Source organism: Chitinophagaceae bacterium (assembly GCA_016717285.1).
GTDB lineage: Bacteria > Bacteroidota > Bacteroidia > Chitinophagales > UBA10324 > JACCZZ01.
In genome coordinates this window covers 1,490,672-1,505,891 of the sequence record JADKFU010000005.1, presented here as the reverse complement: position 1 = coordinate 1,505,891, position 15,220 = coordinate 1,490,672, and the positions used below count along the sequence as shown (strand labels likewise).

Here is a 15,220-nt window from a genome sequence, read left to right as displayed (position 1 = left end):
TCCGGAAGCGCTTACCGGATCAAATTCTACGACGTTACACAACGAAAGTAAGCGCATGACCCTCATTTCTTTAATTCAATGGTTGGATTTTAAGCCTGCAAATATAATCATTGAAATTTGTTGTCGGCAATCGAAATAAATCACGCTGCGATACTATTAAATCCTGTCCAGACCAGAGGACTGCTATTCAGCAATTGGTTATTGTTTAATTGTTTAATTGTCAGATTGCCATTTACATTATTTCATCAAATAATCGAAATAAAATAACTGATCATACAATTAATCGTGTCCTCAGAAACCCCTTCAATGATTTTCCTATTTTTGACCCTTTAAATTTATTTCATGGAAGTACTTTCACACAGGATAACAAGGCTGGCAGAATCTGAGACTTTACAGATGGCAAAGCTGAGCCGCGAGTTGAGGAGCAAAGGATATGATATCATTGACCTTAGCTTAGGTGAACCGGATTTTCAAACTCCGAAGCATATTGGAGATGCTGCTAAAAAGGCCATTGATGACGGTTTTACGAAATATCCTCCGGTAGCAGGTTATCTTGATTTGCGACAAGCCATTTCAGAAAAATTCACCCAGGAAAACAACCTTAATTTTACACCCGAACAGATTATCGTAAGCACCGGCGCCAAACAATCCATTGCCAATGTAATGATGGTCATGCTTGATCCGGGAGATGAGGTGATTCTTCCAAGCCCGTATTGGGTGAGCTACCGCGAAATAATCAAGCTGGGCGAAGGTAATATGGTGCTGATCCCTTCTACAGTTGAAAATAATTTTAAGATTACTCCGCAAGAACTGGAAGAAGCCATCAGCCCTCGCACCAAAATTTTCTGCTTCTCTTCTCCTTGTAATCCTTCAGGCACCGTTTACAGCAAAGAAGAATTAAAAGCATTTGCTGATGTCTTTGCGAGGCATCCCGGGATCTTCGTGATTTCAGATGAAATTTATGAGCACATCAATTTTACAGGAAAGCATGAAAGCATCGCGCAGTTTGATGCCATGAAGGACCGCGTGATTGTGGTAAACGGTTGCTCAAAAGCATATGCGATGACCGGGTGGCGTGTGGGATATATAGGTGCACCCTTGTGGATTGCAAAGGCTTGTGAGAAAATGCAGGGACAGATTACTTCAGGCACCTGCTCGATAGCACAGCGTGCCGCATTTGCAGCTATTACCAGTGATCAAACGGAAACGGCAAAGATGAGCGCCGAGTTTGAAAAACGACGCAACCTTGTGCTGAAAATGCTGGCCGATGTTCCAGGGATTAAATGCAATCATCCCGGAGGCGCATTTTATGTGTTTCCGGATGTTAGCTCATTCTTCGGTTTATCAAATGGAGAACAAATTATGATGAATGGAAATGACCTTTGCAACTATCTCATTTATCATGCACATGTAACTCTTGTTCCGGGTGCGGCATTCGGAAATGAGAACTGTGTAAGAATTTCGTATGCAACATCGGAAGAGAAGCTGACGGAAGCGCTTAATAGAATAAAAGTTGCGTTGGCAAAATTAAAGTGACATGCCTCACACGAAATTTGATTTGGACATTCAGAACATCATAAAGAAATTTATAGGTTCTAAAATAATCGTAGTAGGCGATGTGATGCTCGATGTGTATCTGCGTGGCAGTGTGAATCGCATCTCTCCCGAAGCGCCTGTTCCTGTTGTTTCCATTGAAGAAAAAGACGAACGTTTGGGTGGTGCCGCCAATGTGGCGCTTAACCTGAAATCACTCGGAGCTACTCCACTACTTTGTTCTGTTATTGGAAATGACGTGGCTTCAAAGTCTGTCCGCCGCATTCTTAAAAAAAATGGAATGGCAGGTGCCGGACTACTTTCGTCATCAAAACGAATCACCTCCGTAAAAACCAGAGTACTCAGCCGTAATCATCAGATGCTGCGTTATGATGCAGAGGACACCACAGACCTGAATACAATTGATGAACAATGGTTAATCAAAAAGATCTCAGAAATGATTATGGTCGAAAAACCGGCAGCGCTCATTTTTGAAGATTATAACAAAGGTGTGCTTACTGAAAAACTGATCTCCAACATCATTGCCCTTTGCAGAAAGAAAAAAGTGTTTACAGCAGTGGATCCCAAGAAAAAGAACTTCTTCACCTATAAAAACATTGACCTCTTCAAACCAAATCTTCGTGAAATAAGAGACGCCTTCAACAAGGAAATCACTGAAATTAATTCAGCATCCCTGTTAAATGTTTCGGATGAACTGATGCAAAGGCTCGGTAATAAAATAACGCTGATCACGCTTTCGGAAATGGGCATTTTCTTTCATTCCAAAAAAGATGCTGGTATTTTCTCAGCTCACAAACGGCATATCTCAGATGTTTCCGGAGCCGGTGATACAGTAATTGCACTCATCACGCTGTGTCTTGTATCAGGCTTGTCATTACCTGAAGCAGCTACTCTTGCAAATATGGCCGGCGGACTGGTTTGTGAACATCCCGGCGTGGTACCTATCAGCACCGATATGTTGCTTTCGGAATTAAAAAACAACTGACATTTTTCATTAAAGGACTTTTTATCTGCGGGAAAATAAGTTGTGAAATATTACTGCCCGTATTAAAAACTGTCGGCTGAATAAAATACAGCATCAATTTTCGGAATTTGTTATTCCTGATAAGGTTCTGTTAGTAAATCTTTTCTGTTAATTTTCCGCCTTTTATAACTTCTGATTTCTTCATGGCAGTATCAAAAAAAAATAATCTTCTTGCAAAAAACGATGGGAAAATATCGCTGATCATTCCCTGCTACAATGAAGAAAACCGCATCGAACAATTAGTGAGCGGCCTGCAGGAATTTGTAAAAAAAGGAATCCTGAGCTATGAAATAATTGTGGTGGATGATGGCAGCACTGATGGAACCGTAAATTCACTTAAGACCAACGAATTCATAAAAAGTCAGCAGGAAGCAGGTAAATGCAGCCTCATCCTTATGGATAAAAACCAGGGAAAGGGTGCAGCTTTAAAAAAAGGAGTGGAAGCGGCTGCTGGCTCTCATGTGCTAACACTGGATGCCGATATGTCCGCAAGACCGGCCGAATTGGAAAAGTGGCTGTCCATCAACAATAATAAGTTACCGGAAAATGAGATATGGATCGCATCGCGAGAACACGCTGATTCAAAAATCACTGAAGTAAGTTCCCGCAGATGGACAGGTCGCATCTTTAATTTTTGTGTTCGCCTCCTCACTCCTCTCCGCCATCGCGACACGCAATGCGGATTTAAACTGTATCCCGCTGATGTTGCAAAGAAATTATTTGCTGCCCAGGTTTCCACCGGTTGGGCGCATGATGTGGAGCTGTTGTACCGGGCGGAACAAAATAATATTGCAGTAACAGACATGCCTGTGAAATGGGAAGCTCAGTCAGGCAGCAAAATTTCGCCCTTAAAAGATTCGCTACCGATGTTTTTAAGTGTGCTGGCTGTCTCCATTCGTTTAAAATGGAATTACTACATCAGCACTCCGCTTGCCATGCTTTCTGCAAAAAATAAAGATATTTCATTTGAGCCGGCAGAAAAGCAGGATGCACTTTTCAGGATGTTGTTTTCAGTTTCGTCAGTGCTTCTGTTTTTTATCATGACCACACTGAGCTTTCAGTTTGGAATTACCGGAGATGAAAGAGTGCAGAAAGATTACGGTGAAAAAGTGCTCGATTACTTTACCACATTTGGAAAAGACCATGCTGCACTCGAATTCAAAAATCTTTATTTCTACGGTGGTTTTTTCGATATGCTCTGCGCTGCAGCCAATCGTTATATCGGCGTGCTGGACCCGTATGACATGCGCCATTTACTGAATGCCATCTTCGGATTTCTAATGATCTTCTTCGCTGCCTTAATTGCTAAGCGACTCGGAAGCTGGCGAAGCGGATTCATAGCTTTGGTGTTGCTGGCCATCTCCCCGCAATTGTTCGGGCAATCAATGAATAATCCAAAGGACATTCCATTCGCGGCTGCCTACGCATTTTCTATTTACCAATTCTTTAAATGGATACAGGAACTGCCCAACCCATCCGTGAGAACATTAATTTATGCATCGGTTGGTATTGCAGTCGCAATTGGTATTCGCGTAGGTGGTTTGATATTGGTCGGCATCTTAATCGTATTCCTGTTTACAGAATGGATTTTTAATAAGCAACTACGAGAAAAAATAAAAGAACAGGGAAATTATATCCGCATCATTAAACATCTTGTGATGGTATCTGCAGCAGGATATTTTGGATCTCTTTTGTTCTGGCCTTATGGACTGGCTGCTCCTTTCAGCAATCCATTTAAAGCGTTGGGCGAGATGCAGAATTTTTCTACTACCATCAGAATTCTTTTTGATGGTAAACACATCATGTCGAATGAGGTTCCATGGAATTATATTCCTGTGTGGATTTCCATCACTACTCCTTTGATCATTCTGATTCCTGCAGCACTGATGGTGGTGAGCACGCTGGCAGCAAGAAAATATTTCAGGTGGGAATATATGCTGCTGCTCATTTTTGTAATCATTTTTCCGTGGGCCTATGCGGTCTATAAAAAATCTTCACTGTACGACGGGCTACGTCACTTTCTTTTTATCGTTCCCCTGATAACAGTTTTGGCCGCTTTGTTTTTTGATTTCTTATTTCGTTCAGCAAAAAATGCAAACGTACGTGGTGCCCTTGCAGCCCTGTTATTGATCGGTATATTTTTCCCGCTCTCCTGGTCGATAAAAAATCATCCGGATGAATATTGTTACTTCAATGAATTAACCGGAGGCATTAAAGGCGCTTATGGAAATTATGAAACAGATTACTGGATGAACAGCATCCGCGAATCAACCGATTGGTTTCACGCACAAAAGGAGTTGATGGGTGGTGAAAAAAAGATTACCGTTGCTACCAATTGTATCGAACCTGTGAAGTATTATTTCAGAAATGATACTGCAAAAGTGAAAGTGATTTACGTTCGTTATTATTCAAGGGCTTCAAAAGACTGGGACTATGGCATTTTTTATTCACGGTTTATTGATCAGTCACAACTGAAAAATAAATCGTGGCCCAACACCCATACAATTTATGAAGCAAAAGCAGATGAAGTGCCATTAAGTATTGTGGTAGAACGTAAAGACAAATCAGATTTTTACGCGGCTGAAGAATTGGAAAAGAAAAATTTTATTGTTGCAGATTCGCTATACAGTAAAGCAGTGCAGTATGATCCGAAGAATGAAGAAGCACTGGCAGGTCTTGGCACTTCGCAACTGCAATTGAATGAACCGCAAAAAGCTATTCAATCCATTACACAATCGCTGCAGGTTTATCCTGCCAATTTCACGGCACTCAGCCTGCTTGGACTAGCCTATGCGCAAAGCGGAAAAACAGAGCAGGCCATTCAATTGTTGAATCAATCGCTGGAAGCCAATCCGAATAATCCTCAACCCTATTATTATCTCGGACTCATTTACCAGCAAAAGGGTGATAATGCAACAGCACAAAGGTACTTCGATGTGGTGAAGCAGTTTCAACAGGCAGGACAACAATAAATATTTGCAACCACATTTTCTTCTTCATAAAAAAATTGAATCCTTCCTGAAATGGACCTGAAAGAACTGGAAAGCGGTGTTGATCCCAAAATTCATTGGTACTACCAATCGAAAAAAATTCCGCTCGTGAATTATGTAAAGAAAATATTCAATGAAAAAAAAATCCCATTGACACTTATTGATGTCGGTTCGGGTTCCGGATTTTTCATGTATGAGTTACAGGAACAAATACCCGGACTGATTGCAAAAATTTACCTTGTTGATATTGGATATTCCAATGAAGAAATTGCAACCACCCGGAATCAGCTCATTGAAAAAACACTTTCACTTCCGCCAATCATTGAAAATTCCGTAGTGGTAATGATGGACGTGCTGGAACATCTCGAAGATGATCATGCCATGCTCAGCGCCATTAAAAAAAACACTGCCGGAAATAACAATCATTTCTTCATCACTGTACCGGCATTTATGAGCCTTTGGTCTGGACATGATGTTTATCTTGGTCATTACAGGCGTTACACCGGAAACACGCTGAACAAATTGCTCTCAAACAGCAGTTACAATAAACAAAGCACTTATTATATCTATGGCGCCATCTTTCCATTGGTGTGGCTATCGAGAAAATTTGCCGCGAAAAAGGAACATCCGGAATCGGATATGAAACCATCAGGCGCACTTGTGAATGGAATATTGAAAGGCATCTGTTCTTTGGAAATGCCCATTCGGAGAATTAATAAACTGGCAGGCGTTTCTGTAGTTGCTGAAGGAAGAATTTAACCTTTCATCTTTCAGATCACTGTAGACATCGGTTTAATCAAAGTAACCCATTGCTTCAATTCAATTCCATTCCTTTGGTCAACAACATCGGGTGGCACATGGGTTTATTTTTGGGTAGATAACGGAGTCTTCCACGAAAATTGAATTAAGCCCGAATAGTCTTATGTAGAAGCATGCCCTTTTTGAAAACCAATAGTTAACTTTTAACTATTGATTTTGAAAGAGGGCTTTTACATTCAACACTTTTATGATGTCGCATCTTTTCTGCGACCTTAAAATTTATCTTGCAACATAAATAGTGTTTTGTTAACCCGATGAAAAAAATCGTTTTTATAACTTCCACATAATTTAAAAAACATGACTCAGTTACACCCGCAAACATTAAAATTTCTTTCTGCTCTAAAAAAGAACAACAATAAAGAATGGTTCGAAAGAAACAGACCACTTTATGAAGCAGTCCGTAATGATTATGTGCAGGTAGTTGCCGAGATCATCAACAGCATTTCCCGCTTTGATCCTACAGTAGCACAACTCGAAGCAAAGAAATGCCTGTTCCGGATTAACCGCGACATCCGGTTTTCTACAAATAAAGCCCCTTATAAGATCAATATCGGCGCGTCAATATCTAAAGGAGGAAAGAATGCTCCTTCGGCTGGTTACTACTTGCATGTGCAGCCTGGAAGCAGCTTTACTGGTGGAGGAATCTGGATGCCTGAAGCGCCGGAACTGGCAAAGATTCGCCAGGAAATAGATTACAACTTCGGAGATTTTAAGAAGATCCTAAATTCCAAATCCTTCAGGAAAACATTTGGAGACCTTGATCAGGAAGGTAAACTGGTACGACCTCCCAAAAGTTATACCCCGGAAAATCCCTCCATTGAATACCTGAAATTACGAAGTTTTGTAGCCGCAGCAGCGATGACTGATGAAGAGGTCCTTTCAAGAAATTTCGTCAAAAAAATTACAGGCGTATTCAAAGAAATGTATCCGTTTATCTGCTTCCTCAATCGTTCAATTGAGTAGATTTAACTGTGAAGGAAGTACCCTGGTGTCAATTTAATACAAAATATTCAGAAAACATGACTTCTTGTCTGGCAATTTTACTAATCACTGCCCAATTGACACAATAAAATGCGCTGGTATATCAGTTGCTAAAGAGGCCGTCAAACAAAACTTCTAAAAAATGACACTCGTAAAATTCAAAAATGAAATTCATCCATTTCAGAAATGGGTGAATGAAACCCTCGATGCTTTTAACCGTGATGACTTTTCCACTTTAACTGACAATCGCACTTTCGGTCATCTGCCACCCGTAAATGTGAAAGAAACGAAGGATCAGTTTCAACTTGAATTGGTAGCACCGGGAAGAAACAAGAATGATTTTAATATCACGCTTGAAAAAGATCTGTTAACCATCTCTAATAAAGTGGAACGCAAGACAGATGAAACTGATGAAAAGTGGAACCGCAAAGAATACAGCTTTGCATCATTTACCCGAAGTTTCAGTTTGCCGGATTCAGCAGAGAATTCTAAAATCAACGCTGAATATGTGGATGGTGTTTTGAAAATTTCTATTGCAAAAAAGGAACAGGCAATTGATAAAGGACCACTTGAAATCAAAGTTTCATAAGCAGTAAGTCCTAATTGAAGATTTTCAGGCGATCCGTTTAACGGGTCGCCTGTTTTATTTTAGCTATATAAGCTTCCAGGGAATGAGGATTGCAGCATTAAAATTCAATTATGGAGTCCTGTACCTTTTTTTCCTGGTATGCACTTTTGAAAGATGTGTTTAAAATCAAAGTTAGAATTGGGCGAATGATTTATTTGATTATATTACAGACACCCTGTTTGATATTATTACAATCATTTACTTTAATTCTTCATCACATGGAATCAATAACATCGCAGTCCACTCCAACAACCTCCCTGTTCGCACAATTGACGGAAGGAGCTACCCTCGATCATTTAGCTGTCGAAAGTGAACATAATGCAGCAGCAACTCCCTTTCGATTGGGGCCAGTATTTTTTTCAGGCCGCTCCCCTTTCCGGATACGAGTGATTATTCTCACCTGCTTCGCAATTCCGGAAGAAAGCATTGAACCCAAAGGTGCTTATGTAACTTATGTGGGATATAAAAAGGAAGCGGACAAAGAATTTGATTTTGATGAAATGATTCCAAGCAACTCTCAGGAAGACGCTTTAAAAACCCATTCAAAGGCCTGTGGTTTTTTTGGTAATTCGCCGTTGTTTGTGAAATCTGCTATTTGAATTTAGAGGCAACTGCATTATCTGCGGTTGCATTTTCTATTCCCATCGAAGCAATCTGCTGTTTGGTCGAAGCTTAAAATGAATTCATCATTCGTCAAATTGAGTTGGTCACAATTGCATTAGGTATCTGTAACTTTTATTACAGCGATACGACTTACTTACTTTAAAATAACAATCACACAAACAAAAAACTTCATCCCATGAAAAAACTATCGGATTCCCGGATCACAGGCGCAGGTTTATTATTCATCATGCTGCTTGTAACAACTTTTAGCTTTTCTACTGAGGCAACTGCTGCCGTCAGAAAACCGAATGCACAGGTAAATGCAAATATTCCTGATCAATGGAAAAGCAACATCATTAAAGAACAAAACGGAGCAGTAACTTCTTTTTCTCTGGTGAATGGAAATTCAACACCGGTGTTTTTATTTTCAGTAACAGAAATTTCAGAACAGGAATGGATCAAAATGAAAACACAAATGCCTGATATAAAATTGCTGGAACGCAAGAATGGAAATATCTATTATTCTTATAAAAATCAAAAGGAAAAAGTGAAAGGTGCGTGCAGCGAATTGTACCTTGAAATCTATCCGCACCTCGATCAAATGATAACAGGTGTTCAGATTGACTAACTATAGTTAGCAATTGCTTTAGTCTTCTGCTTAAGACATTCTTAAATTACCATCGCTTGCAGTCAATAAATAAACCACTGCAGGTGATGGTTTTTTTTAACAACTATAAGTTATGCTGAATAATATCTGTTTGCCAGAATGAATATGTGTATACCATGTTCCCGGCTTATTTCGAAATTACAGGAGATGCAGATTATGTTTTAAAAAGCGATTTAATAACGGGACAGTACCATTATTTTCTAACTACCAGAGTTCCCGCAAGTACATCATGTAATCCTTGTTTCTTTTCGGTGAAGATGATCATGATATAACCGATACCAAATATCAACCCGGAAAGTATTTTTCCAAAGTAGCGCCCGGTTGCATTCAGGAAGGAAATACGGTTACCATTCAGGTCTGTTACTTTAATGCCGAGTGCACTCTTACCAAGGGTTGCCTGACGCTGCGAAGATTCCATCAATGCGTAATAGAGCCAACTGATCGTTACAGATATGATGATGAGTGTCGAGTATGCAGCAATTAGTCCCAGCACAAGGGCAATCTTTGCTCCATCGTCCATGCTTTCAAAATTTTCAAGGTCAGCAAAGCTCCTCATGCCATAGGCACTGATTCCCAAAATTGCCAACAGCGGAAAAATGACTGCAAAACTCAGAAAGCCCACAATAAACCTGTCAATGATATAAGCTATACCCCGCAACAAAAAACCAGCATGATTTACCGGTAATATGACGTTTCCCTGTGTGCTTGTTGAATCGATTATTTCCATAGGAATCAAGAATTAAGAATTAGGAATTAAAAAAATCATGAAATAAGAGTATGGATTGAATTGGATATGCCGATGAATTAATGGACGATTGAATCAATGACAAATGAACAATGACCTATACCTAATGACTTAGGACTAACGACTAACGACTCATCAATTAGCCCAAGCTATTCAACTCCCATCAACTCCACATCAAAAACTACTACAGCATTGGCAGGAATAGCTCCCTGAGCGCGATTTCCCCATGCAAGAGAAGAGGGAATGATCAATGTAGCTTTGCCACCTACATTCAGCATGTTTATTCCTTCATCAAATCCTTTAATCATTTGTCCTGCTCCCAGTTTAAATTCCAGAGGACTATGACCCGGACTTAAAGAAGAATCAAACACTTTACCATCAAGGAATTTGCCGGTATAGTTTACCGTAACGGTTTTACCTGACTCAGCCCTGGCACCATCTCCTTGCTTTTCCAATATATAATACAAACCAGAGGAAGTTTTTTGTGCTTTTAGTCCCTTAGATAAAAGGTAACTTTCAATGATAGTTACATCTTTTTCTGATTGCACTTTTGTTTCTTCTGCTTTCTTTTTCTCAAATTCTGCCTGCGTCATCATCGATAAAACATTCACGTGAATCTTCACAAACTCTCCCGGTTTTGCAAAAGGAGGCATCTCTTGTCCTTTATACGCGGAGTCCGATTGCATCAGGAATATCGCGCTGTCGCCTTCACCCAATAGGGTAAAGCCTTCCATCGGATCACCATTAAATGTCGGAGCGCTTATAGTGAATTGCACCGGACCCATTTCTTCCTGGTAAGTGGAAAATAACACGGAATCCTTTTGCGTGAGGTATTCCAGATTCATTTTGAGGAGGTCGCCTTGTTTGCCTTTAGGTTTTTTGCCATCAACAATAATCTTATAATATAAGCCGCGACTGGTTCTCTGGTAACCATCTGTCAACTTGCTTTGAGCAAAAGTATTTGCTGTTAGTAAAAGCAGCGCAAAAAAGCCGGCAACACCTGATTTCGTTCTCATAATGGAATAAGCTTTTAACAAAATGTATGATTACTTAAATTAAGCAAAGCTGTTTCAGAAGCTGTGCTCAGACAATAATCGTGTGGACTATTTTACTTCAATTAATTCGATGTCAAATTCGAGTGTTGAATTGGGTGGAATCCTTGCACCATTGCCTTGTTCGCCATAACCTCGCGCAGAAGGGATAAATAATTTACCCTTTCCACCCTGCTTAAAATAAGGAATTCCATCGTGCCACCCCGTAATAGCATTTCCCGGTCCTATCTGAAATTCATAGGGCCCATGCCCCGGATCGTGTGAAGAATCGAACTGCTCTCCGCCTAAAAGCCTGCCGGTGTATCCAACTTTCACGAAGCTACCATATGCCGGTTGTTTGCCTGTGCCTTCTGATTCAACTACAACATACATTCCTGAAGGGGTTTTCACTCCTTTTAATCCATGCTGCGTCATGTAACTCTCAATATTTTTTTGCTCCAGTTGCAACTGGGTGGTTGCCTGCGATTGTGTCATTTGAGCATATTCCTCCTTTGATAGCACCTGATCTACGGTGATATCCAGTTTCATGAAATCTCCTTTTTTAAGAAACACAGGTGGATTGCCTCTGAAAATCAAATCAACCGGCACTTTGCAGGAGGCACTGTCGCCCGCACCCATCATTGCAAGCACTTCAAGCGGATCGCCTTTAAACTTAGGCGAATCTACCTGGCTGTACAAAGGAATGTTTTTGTCCTTTGTGCTGAGAAACAATGAATCATTCATTTTTCTCCAGTACACATTGTATTTAATCACTTCTCCCACTTTTGCTTTGGGTTGATTCTTATCCACGATGAGCTTGTATTCAAGATCATTAGGGCTTTTTTTGTAATCTTCCTGCGGTGTACAGGATGCGAATGCAATAGCAACTGATAATAGAATTAAAAAAGAGGTGATTTTATTCATAATTTATTGTTGATTAAGTTGATTTTTAAGGGGCGCTAAGATAGCAATTAATTTTTCGCGGGTGTCTGTTACAGAGAGTGTCGAACGGCCACCTGCAGCGTTTTTATGACCGCCACCTGAGAAGTTTTTATTCGCCAGTTCATTCACATCAAACGCTCCTTTGGAACGGAATGAAAGCTTCACCTCATCAGGTCTTTGAATGATGAGCACCGAAAGCCGAATGCCTTTGATCCAAAGCGGATAATTCACCACACCCTCAGTGTCACCTGACTGAATGTAAAACTTCTTCAGGTCTGCCGTTTCCAGGCAAATAATACCGGTATTCAGGTCTTTGATGATTTCCATCCTTTCGCGAATACAATAACCAAAAAAGCGGAGCCGGTTTTCTGTAAAAGTTTCATAGATTTCTTCATAAATCTGAGTGTGGTTAATGCCCAATTCCAGCAATTCTGCAGCGATGCGGTGTACGATCGGCGAAGTGGTAGGAATGCGAAAGCGGTCGGTATCAGTCAGAATGCCTGTATAGATGCAGGTTGCAATATCTTTTGTAACCAACTGCCTGTCATCAAAAGAAACTATAAAATCATATACCAATTCAGCAGTTGAACAGGCAGTTGTTTTCCAGAATTGAAAATCGGCAAACGGATCAGGGTCGAGATGATGGTCGATTAATACTTTTACTGCCGTTGACGCCCCTATTATTTTTCCCAATTCTTCCAGCCGGTAGAGTTTGTTGAAGTCGAGGCAGAAAATAACTTCAGCATTTTCAACTAACTGCTTGCATTTCAAAGGTTCTTTATCATACACCACTACCGTTTTATTGCCTGGAAGCCAATTAAGAAAATCAGGATAGTCGGTGGGAGAAATTACGGTCGGTTGATGTCCTTTCTGTGAGAGATAATGATATAAAGCCAGTGAAGATCCCATGGCATCTCCATCGGGGCGCTGGTGCGTTGTAATGATAATTTTTCGGGGAACTGAAAGAAGTTCCTTCAGTTCTGCTGGGTCGTTCATTTAAAAAAAGCTGCGCGAAGGTCAGTAAAATTTATTTGCTGCCAAAATTTTGCCGTTAAAGACGGAAGGTTACTTTTGCCGCCTAAATAATGCTTTAAAAAACATAAAAATGAAAGGCAACAGAACACTTACGATTATAAAGCCCGATGCGGTACAAAGCGGAAATGCAGGTAACATCTTACAAATGATTACCGACGCTGGTTATAAGATAATAGCAATGAAATACACGCATCTTACCACTGCACAGGCAGGGAAATTTTATGCAGTGCACAGTGCCCGTCCATTTTACAATGACCTTGTAAATTTTATGACCTCCGGACCAGTTATACCTATGATTCTGGAAAAAGAAAATGCGGTGGAATCTTTCAGAACACTTATTGGTGCTACCAACCCTTCCAATGCTGCGGAAGGTACCATCAGGAAAGCTTATGCTGAATCCGTGGAACGTAACGCGGTTCATGGTTCTGATTCAGATGAGAATGCGGCTACTGAAGGCAGCTTTTTCTTTTCGGAAATCGAACGCTTTTAGAACTAACCTGGACCGTCACCTGAACCATAGTACCTGAGTTTTAATACTGTCCGGTAGAAAGCAGTACGAGTGTGCAGGCTTCCGTAGCTTCAATGCCATTTTCCTCGGCAAGTTTTGCCAATTCATCATTTTCGGAACCAGGGTTAAAGATGATCCGTTTGGGTTGCAGGCTCAGGATGTACTTATAATACTGCTGCTGCCTTTCCGGATTCAGATATAAGGTGACGGTGTCTATACCTTCAATCATTGGTTGGCCGGTCATGATTTGCGCTCCCGCTATCATTCCTTCCCTTAAACCGATAGGGAGCACCTTGTGCCCATATTGCACCAACTTGTTTACCGCGAGGTAGGAATACCTGGAAGGATTCGTGGACGCTCCCAGAACAACCGTAAATTTTTTCACTTCCGTCATAGGCTTTATAACTCCTTAAATCTACCATTTTCATTTTTCATCCAAAACAGCTATTGTTAATTAATGTTAACGGACGACTTAGTGTAACCAAATATGAATTTAATCCGTAAGAGGTTCAAACGCCTTATCTATGACTGAAGTGTACCCTATTATCGCTAAGGAAGAATTACCACATGTCATCTTCCTGAAAAAAGAAGTTTTAGAATCTGCAGAAAAAATTAAAGCCCGGGCTGAAATACTCAATAAAGCCGTTGTACAGGGAAGAAACTTTTATCGGAAGGCAGATCTTGTAATTGCAACCGAAGAAGGTTTGATCATGGTTCATGCCAACATATGGGAAGCAACCGATATCAATGTGTTGCTGATGGGTGGTATTGCAATTCCCGTTTGTTGTATCCGGGAAGTAACTTTTGAAGTGTTGAACTAGACCACGCGTTTAGATTGCCTGGAAAGTTTAAGATTGATATTGTAATACAATTCAGCAATGCAACAGCTAAGCAATAAACATTCTGAAATTGATTGAAAAAAACAAGCCTTCTTGTGCCGTAATGGGCATGAATGCTACAAGACTTCCCTCACAATTTCTTCAATTGCCTGAAATGAGTTTTTCAGATACTCCTGCACTTTATTATTAGTACACCATTCTGCTTTTATAATCCCTTCCGCAGCCTGTGGCATCAGTTTTTTGTTTTCAGTACTCCACATCTTAAACCAATACGTTCCTTTCAGTATTTGCGCTCCATTAAGTTCATACGTATGATAGGTGCAGTCTTGTTTTTGATTCAGAAACTTTATTGGGCTAATAATTTTCAAATCGCTTACGCCGGTTTCTTCCTCAACCTCCCGTAAAGCAGCACGCCTGATCGTTTCTCCTCGATCAACTTTCCCTTTCGGCAAATCCCATTTCCCCCTGCGAAAGATCATCAACAATTTTCCTTCGTCGTTTATCACAGCGCCACCTGCAGCATAAATCAATTTATAGGAAGAGAAAAATGTTTTTTCGAGCGCAACTGAAGAATCATGGACTATTAAAATAGTTTCTTCTTCAACTCCTGCCGCCAATCGTGATACCTCCTGCTCAAGTGCAACTTTACTTTTATAAGTTACTGTGTTGAAAGCTATTTTCTGCGCTTCCAATGCATGCATAATTTTCTGCGCACCATTTTTTCCCGCCAGGTAAAGTGTGCTTCTTTGGATGAAAATTTTTTTCACTTGAGTGTGTTGGGTTTAGTTGTGTGTTGTGTGTTGTCTGTTGTGAGTTGCCTGTTGTCCGTTGTCGGTTACCTGTTGTGTGTTGTC

At 40.5% G+C, this 15,220-nt stretch carries 16 protein-coding genes; 10 read left to right on the top strand and 6 right to left on the bottom strand.

Annotated features, from left to right (window positions below):
* Nucleotides 1–342: 342 nt before the first annotated feature.
* From IPO83_15950 to IPO83_15915, 8 genes are all read left to right on the top strand, one after another.
* Complete coding sequence (locus IPO83_15950; GenBank protein ID MBK9732748.1) at nt 343–1,536, top strand: pyridoxal phosphate-dependent aminotransferase; 1,194 nt, start codon at nt 343–345, stop codon at nt 1,534–1,536.
* A gap of 1 nt (nt 1,537) precedes the next feature.
* On the top strand, nt 1,538–2,539 hold the full coding sequence (locus IPO83_15945) for a D-glycero-beta-D-manno-heptose-7-phosphate kinase (protein MBK9732747.1): 1,002 nt from the start codon (nt 1,538–1,540) through the stop codon (nt 2,537–2,539).
* Nucleotides 2,540–2,721: 182 nt separating this feature from the next.
* Nucleotides 2,722–5,550 carry a glycosyltransferase gene (locus IPO83_15940; GenBank protein MBK9732746.1) on the top strand — a complete coding sequence of 943 codons (2,829 nt, stop codon included), beginning with the start codon at nt 2,722–2,724 and terminating at the stop codon, nt 5,548–5,550.
* A 51-nt stretch (nt 5,551–5,601) separates the two neighbouring features.
* Nucleotides 5,602–6,327, top strand: a complete 726-nt coding sequence (locus IPO83_15935; GenBank protein MBK9732745.1) for a hypothetical protein — start codon at nt 5,602–5,604, stop codon at nt 6,325–6,327.
* A gap of 357 nt (nt 6,328–6,684) precedes the next feature.
* A complete protein-coding gene (locus IPO83_15930) occupies nt 6,685–7,350 on the top strand; it encodes a DUF2461 domain-containing protein (protein MBK9732744.1) in 666 nt (221 codons plus the stop codon).
* Between the two features lie 160 nt (nt 7,351–7,510).
* Nucleotides 7,511–7,957 carry an Hsp20/alpha crystallin family protein gene (locus IPO83_15925; GenBank protein ID MBK9732743.1) on the top strand — a complete coding sequence of 149 codons (447 nt, stop codon included), beginning with the start codon at nt 7,511–7,513 and terminating at the stop codon, nt 7,955–7,957.
* A 257-nt stretch (nt 7,958–8,214) separates the two neighbouring features.
* Nucleotides 8,215–8,595 (top strand): hypothetical protein, encoded by a 381-nt coding sequence (locus tag IPO83_15920; GenBank protein ID MBK9732742.1) that lies wholly within the window; start codon nt 8,215–8,217, stop codon nt 8,593–8,595.
* A 200-nt stretch (nt 8,596–8,795) separates the two neighbouring features.
* Nucleotides 8,796–9,227 (top strand): hypothetical protein, encoded by a 432-nt coding sequence (locus tag IPO83_15915; protein MBK9732741.1) that lies wholly within the window; start codon nt 8,796–8,798, stop codon nt 9,225–9,227.
* Nucleotides 9,228–9,459: 232 nt separating this feature from the next.
* Here the strand turns inward: IPO83_15915 and IPO83_15910 are convergent, their stop codons facing one another.
* The 4 genes from IPO83_15910 to IPO83_15895 form a co-directional block, all read right to left on the bottom strand.
* Entirely contained in the window at nt 9,460–9,993 is a 534-nt protein-coding gene (locus tag IPO83_15910; protein ID MBK9732740.1) for an RDD family protein, read from the bottom strand.
* 167 nt (nt 9,994–10,160) lie between these two features.
* The gene (locus tag IPO83_15905) at nt 10,161–11,027 is read right to left on the bottom strand and encodes an FKBP-type peptidyl-prolyl cis-trans isomerase (protein MBK9732739.1); all 867 of its coding nucleotides are present in this window, start codon (nt 11,025–11,027) and stop codon (nt 10,161–10,163) included.
* 87 nt (nt 11,028–11,114) lie between these two features.
* A complete protein-coding gene (locus tag IPO83_15900) occupies nt 11,115–11,966 on the bottom strand; it encodes an FKBP-type peptidyl-prolyl cis-trans isomerase (GenBank protein ID MBK9732738.1) in 852 nt (283 codons plus the stop codon).
* 3 nt (nt 11,967–11,969) lie between these two features.
* Entirely contained in the window at nt 11,970–12,980 is a 1,011-nt protein-coding gene (locus IPO83_15895; GenBank protein ID MBK9732737.1) for a bifunctional oligoribonuclease/PAP phosphatase NrnA, read from the bottom strand.
* Between the two features lie 109 nt (nt 12,981–13,089).
* Here IPO83_15895 and IPO83_15890 point away from each other — a divergent pair, with 109 nt between their 5' ends.
* A complete protein-coding gene (locus IPO83_15890; protein MBK9732736.1) occupies nt 13,090–13,509 on the top strand; it encodes a nucleoside-diphosphate kinase in 420 nt (139 codons plus the stop codon).
* Between the two features lie 40 nt (nt 13,510–13,549).
* Here the strand turns inward: IPO83_15890 and IPO83_15885 are convergent, their stop codons facing one another.
* On the bottom strand, nt 13,550–13,921 hold the full coding sequence (locus IPO83_15885; protein ID MBK9732735.1) for a CoA-binding protein: 372 nt from the start codon (nt 13,919–13,921) through the stop codon (nt 13,550–13,552).
* A gap of 130 nt (nt 13,922–14,051) precedes the next feature.
* Here IPO83_15885 and IPO83_15880 point away from each other — a divergent pair, with 130 nt between their 5' ends.
* A complete protein-coding gene (locus tag IPO83_15880; protein ID MBK9732734.1) occupies nt 14,052–14,348 on the top strand; it encodes a hypothetical protein in 297 nt (98 codons plus the stop codon).
* Between the two features lie 134 nt (nt 14,349–14,482).
* Here IPO83_15880 and IPO83_15875 read toward each other — a convergent pair whose 3' ends face one another.
* Entirely contained in the window at nt 14,483–15,133 is a 651-nt protein-coding gene (locus IPO83_15875; protein MBK9732733.1) for an NUDIX domain-containing protein, read from the bottom strand.
* Nucleotides 15,134–15,220: the final 87 nt, after the last annotated feature.

Excerpts from the sequence above, each read along its gene's own strand:
- IPO83_15890 (MBK9732736.1), top strand. The coding sequence starts at position 13,090 with ATGAAAGGCAACAGAACACTTACGATTATAAAGCCCGATGCGGTACAA.
- IPO83_15945 (MBK9732747.1), top strand. The coding sequence starts at position 1,538 with ATGCCTCACACGAAATTTGATTTGGACATTCAGAACATCATAAAGAAA.
- IPO83_15895 (MBK9732737.1), bottom strand. The coding sequence starts at position 12,980 with ATGAACGACCCAGCAGAACTGAAGGAACTTCTTTCAGTTCCCCGAAAA.
- IPO83_15910 (MBK9732740.1), bottom strand. The coding sequence starts at position 9,993 with ATGGAAATAATCGATTCAACAAGCACACAGGGAAACGTCATATTACCG.
- IPO83_15905 (MBK9732739.1), bottom strand. The coding sequence starts at position 11,027 with ATGAGAACGAAATCAGGTGTTGCCGGCTTTTTTGCGCTGCTTTTACTA.
- IPO83_15935 (MBK9732745.1), top strand. The coding sequence starts at position 5,602 with ATGGACCTGAAAGAACTGGAAAGCGGTGTTGATCCCAAAATTCATTGG.
- IPO83_15900 (MBK9732738.1), bottom strand. The coding sequence starts at position 11,966 with ATGAATAAAATCACCTCTTTTTTAATTCTATTATCAGTTGCTATTGCA.
- IPO83_15940 (MBK9732746.1), top strand. The coding sequence starts at position 2,722 with ATGGCAGTATCAAAAAAAAATAATCTTCTTGCAAAAAACGATGGGAAA.
- IPO83_15880 (MBK9732734.1), top strand. The coding sequence starts at position 14,052 with ATGACTGAAGTGTACCCTATTATCGCTAAGGAAGAATTACCACATGTC.
- IPO83_15930 (MBK9732744.1), top strand. The coding sequence starts at position 6,685 with ATGACTCAGTTACACCCGCAAACATTAAAATTTCTTTCTGCTCTAAAA.
- IPO83_15920 (MBK9732742.1), top strand. The coding sequence starts at position 8,215 with ATGGAATCAATAACATCGCAGTCCACTCCAACAACCTCCCTGTTCGCA.
- IPO83_15885 (MBK9732735.1), bottom strand. The coding sequence starts at position 13,921 with ATGACGGAAGTGAAAAAATTTACGGTTGTTCTGGGAGCGTCCACGAAT.
- IPO83_15950 (MBK9732748.1), top strand. The coding sequence starts at position 343 with ATGGAAGTACTTTCACACAGGATAACAAGGCTGGCAGAATCTGAGACT.
- IPO83_15915 (MBK9732741.1), top strand. The coding sequence starts at position 8,796 with ATGAAAAAACTATCGGATTCCCGGATCACAGGCGCAGGTTTATTATTC.
- IPO83_15925 (MBK9732743.1), top strand. The coding sequence starts at position 7,511 with ATGACACTCGTAAAATTCAAAAATGAAATTCATCCATTTCAGAAATGG.